Annotated in this window: 5 protein-coding genes; all 5 read left to right on the top strand. The window is 54.9% G+C overall.

The features are described 5' to 3' along the window. A partial coding sequence (locus tag ABJQ89_RS16345; RefSeq protein WP_348497222.1) for a helix-turn-helix domain-containing protein occupies positions 1-508 on the top strand: 508 nt, incomplete at its 5' end. 75 nt (positions 509-583) lie between these two features. Continuing rightward, positions 584-1228 (top strand): TetR/AcrR family transcriptional regulator, encoded by a 645-nt coding sequence (locus tag ABJQ89_RS16340; RefSeq protein WP_348497221.1) that lies wholly within the window; start codon positions 584-586, stop codon positions 1226-1228. Between the two features lie 27 nt (positions 1229-1255). Next, positions 1256-2314 carry a C4-dicarboxylate TRAP transporter substrate-binding protein gene (locus ABJQ89_RS16335; protein ID WP_348497220.1) on the top strand — a complete coding sequence of 353 codons (1059 nt, stop codon included), beginning with the start codon at positions 1256-1258 and terminating at the stop codon, positions 2312-2314. A 5-nt stretch (positions 2315-2319) separates the two neighbouring features. Continuing rightward, entirely contained in the window at positions 2320-2832 is a 513-nt protein-coding gene (locus ABJQ89_RS16330) for a TRAP transporter small permease subunit (RefSeq protein WP_348497219.1), read from the top strand. A 14-nt stretch (positions 2833-2846) separates the two neighbouring features. Next, on the top strand, positions 2847-3370 hold a 524-nt coding region (locus ABJQ89_RS16325; RefSeq protein WP_348497218.1), incomplete at its 3' end, for a TRAP transporter large permease subunit.

Here is a 3370-nt window from a genome sequence, read left to right as displayed (position 1 = left end):
GATTGATGATCATGACGTCGTTACCGCGGGTGGGGTTATGGCGTGGATTGATCTTGGCCTGCATCTGATCCGTCTCTGGATGGGACCCGCGATCGTATCGCGCACTTGCAAACATATGTTGATCGATCCCGCGAGCCGAGAGCAACGCAGCTATCGTAGTTTTCGACCACCCCTCGGGCATGGTGATGACCAAATCCGAAGCCTACAACTTTGGCTCGAGAGCCATTTGAGTACACCGCTAACTGTCGCGCAATTGGCGACGCAGGCGGGTATGTCAACGCGGTCGCTACAACGACGGTTTCATAAGGTGACGGGCATGGCGCTGCGAAGCTACCTTCAAGCGCTTCGGATAGAGAAAGCCAAAGCCATGCTCGAGACAACTTCACTGCCGATTGCTCAGATTTGCTGGAACGTGGGGTATCAAGACGTGTCAGCCTTCAGCCGATTATTTGTCGCCCAAACAGGGCTAACAGCAGGGGAATACAGGAAAAAGTTCAACGTAGTTTGAGGCTCGCCCTCTTTGAGTGGGATCGCAAAGCATCAATTTGTTGACTGATCGATCAGTCAGGATTTACGCTTTGGCATGCTCACCGATGATTCCCAAGTGAAAACCGGCCTGAAACCACTTAAGGTGGATCAAATCCTTTTGGCTGCCGAAGTTGAGTTTGCGGAACGCGGATTTGAAGGCGCTGGGATGAAAGGAATTGCCAAACGGGGCGATGTTTCCCAAGCGTTGCTGCACTATCATTTCGGCACCAAAGACAAGCTCTACGCTGAGGTCATCGCGCAGCGTTCCAAGAAGATTAACGAAGAGCGCCTCGGACTGCTCGCTCAGGTCGATCTGACATCCAAAACAGCGTTGAGCGGGATATTGAATGCGCTGTTCCGCCCACCCCTAGGTCCATCGGGTGGGGCGCGTTCATATGCACGTATCTTCAGCGGTCTCATCGTCGGGCGCGAAAGGGATCAAGCGCTTGTGAAAGAGCATTACGATCCAACCGCGCAGAAATTCATCGAGAGCATTCGTATCGTTTTGGGACATGATGACCGCGTTGTCGCCGCGCAAAGCTACACGCTTGCGCTGGGCGCTTTGATCGCTGTCATCGCGCGGGATGGGCGCGTGGAGCGGTTGATGGGCGAGAGCAGGCAGAAACAGGATATCGAAGAAATACTTGAGCAACTTATCAAATTTAGTACGGGCGGGGTGCTTGCATTAGCCGCCGCATAATTGATCGTCATGTTAAGGGAGGAAAACATGAAACATTTTGTTAAAGGTGCGCTTTTGGCCACGGTGGCGCTCGCCCCGATGCCTGCATTGGCAGACAGTTTTTCAGCAACGATTGCGGCGGGGCATCCACCCGTTTTCCGATGGATCAAAATGATCGATGAGGCCTTTGTGCCAGCGGTCCAGAAAGCACTGGAAGGCAGCGAGCATTCGGTAACCTTCAGCGGCCAATATGGCGGTGCGATTGCTGGTGTGGGGGAAGAACTCGAAGCGGTTGAAGCAGGGCTCGCGGAAATCGGCGTCTGTCAGTCCCTGTTCGATCCAGCGAAACTCGCGGTGCAAAACGTGACGTATTACACGCCCTTTGTGTCTGACGATGTGCGTGCGATCAGCGATTTGATGCATGATCTACAACGCAACGATCCTGACATGCAAAAGAGCTATGAAGACAACGGCGTTGTTTACATCGGTGCGCCTGTGGTGATCGATGACTATCTGTTGATGACCAATTTCCCTGTGACCTCACTTGATGATCTAGACGGGAAGAAAATTGGCGCACCCGGCGCGGCGCTCAATTGGCTCGGCGGAACTGGCGCGGTCGGTGTGTCCGGCAATCTCACTACCTACTACAACGAGCTAAAAACAGGCGTGTTTGATGGCGTGATTGTCTTCGCCTCAGCCGCGCTTCCGGGCAAGTTGTTCGAGGTGGCACCGCACATCACGCGCGCAGGGCTTGGCGCACAATACGCTGGATCGCTTTGCGCCAATGTCGATTGGTTTGAGGGGCTCCCAAGTGAGGTTCAGGACGCAATCACATCCGCTGCGGATGAAACACAGGAATGGTATGTCTCTGCGCTCGAAACGGCTGTGCAAACATCCTTCAAAGTCATGGGCGAGAACGGCGCAACGATCACCGTTGCATCTGACGACATGCGCGCGGCTTGGGCTGCTGGCATGGACAACGCGGCCAAAAGCTGGGCCGAGGGGTTAGATGCCAAGGGGATGCCAGGCACCGCGTCGCTCGCCAACTATATGGAGCAAATGCGCGCAGCCGGTGCAACGCCGCTGCGCGACTGGGACAAAGAGTAATCCCAGTGCAGTCTGAAACATCTTCAGGCTTTGTGCCTCTGCGTTGGCTGGATCGGCTAACGCAGATGGCAAACATCTGTGGATCACTGTTGATCGTCGGATTGGTCGCTTTGATCGGTGCAGATGTGTTTTGCCGCAATGTGTTCAACGCGCCTATATCGGGTGTGCCGGAAATGGTGACGCTTTCGATTGTCGTCATCGTTTTCTTGCAAGCGCCCCAAGCGTTGAAAGCCGGTCGAATGACCCGCTCTAATGCATTGCTTGGTGTCTTAAAATCCCGCGCGCCGCGCGTCGCAAAGATGCTGCAGACGCTTTATGATTTGCTCGCGGCGCTGGTCGTCGGTGCAATCATCTACGCGACCTATCCCATCTTTATCCGCGCATGGGAGCGGTCTGAATTTATCGGGGCCGTTGGGGACTTCACAGCGCCGGTCTGGCCTGTGAAATTGATGATCCTGATTGGTGCCAGCTTGTTAACCCTGCAATTCCTAGCGCGCATTCTGCGTCGGTATTCATGAGAGAGGAACGCTAGATGTCTCCTTTTGAAGTCGGGCTAATGGCTTTGGGTGGAATGGGTGTCTTGGTGATGGGCGGCATGTTCGTGCCCATCGCTTTGATCCTCTGCTCGTTTCTCGGCGTCTGGGCGATCAAAGGAAATGCGCTGCTGGCGGCCAAGATGTTGGGCCTTGCCGCAAACGACGCAATCGCCAGCTATTTCTTTGGCGTGGTGCCTTTGTTCGTCCTGATGGGCTTCATCGTTTCTGAGGCAGGCATCGGACGTGACGCTTTTGATGTGGCAAACGCTATGTTCCGCCGGATCAAGGGGGGCTTGGGCGTTGGCACTGTCGCGGCGAATGCGGTCTTCGCGGCGGTAACGGGCATTTCAATTGCCTCTGCTGCGGTCTTTACAAAAATTGCGGTGCCGGAAATGCACCGTCATGGCTACACCAGCCGTTTTGCCGTTGGCGTGGTCGCTGGCAGCTCGGTTCTAGGCATGTTGATCCCGCCAAGTTTGCTGTTGATCCTCTTTGGTCTTTTGGCAGAGCAATCCATCGG

The sequence above is a fragment of the Planktotalea sp. genome, from assembly GCF_039984035.1.
In the GTDB taxonomy this organism is placed as follows: Bacteria; Pseudomonadota; Alphaproteobacteria; order Rhodobacterales; family Rhodobacteraceae; genus Planktotalea.
This window is presented reverse-complemented; position numbering and strand designations above follow the sequence as displayed.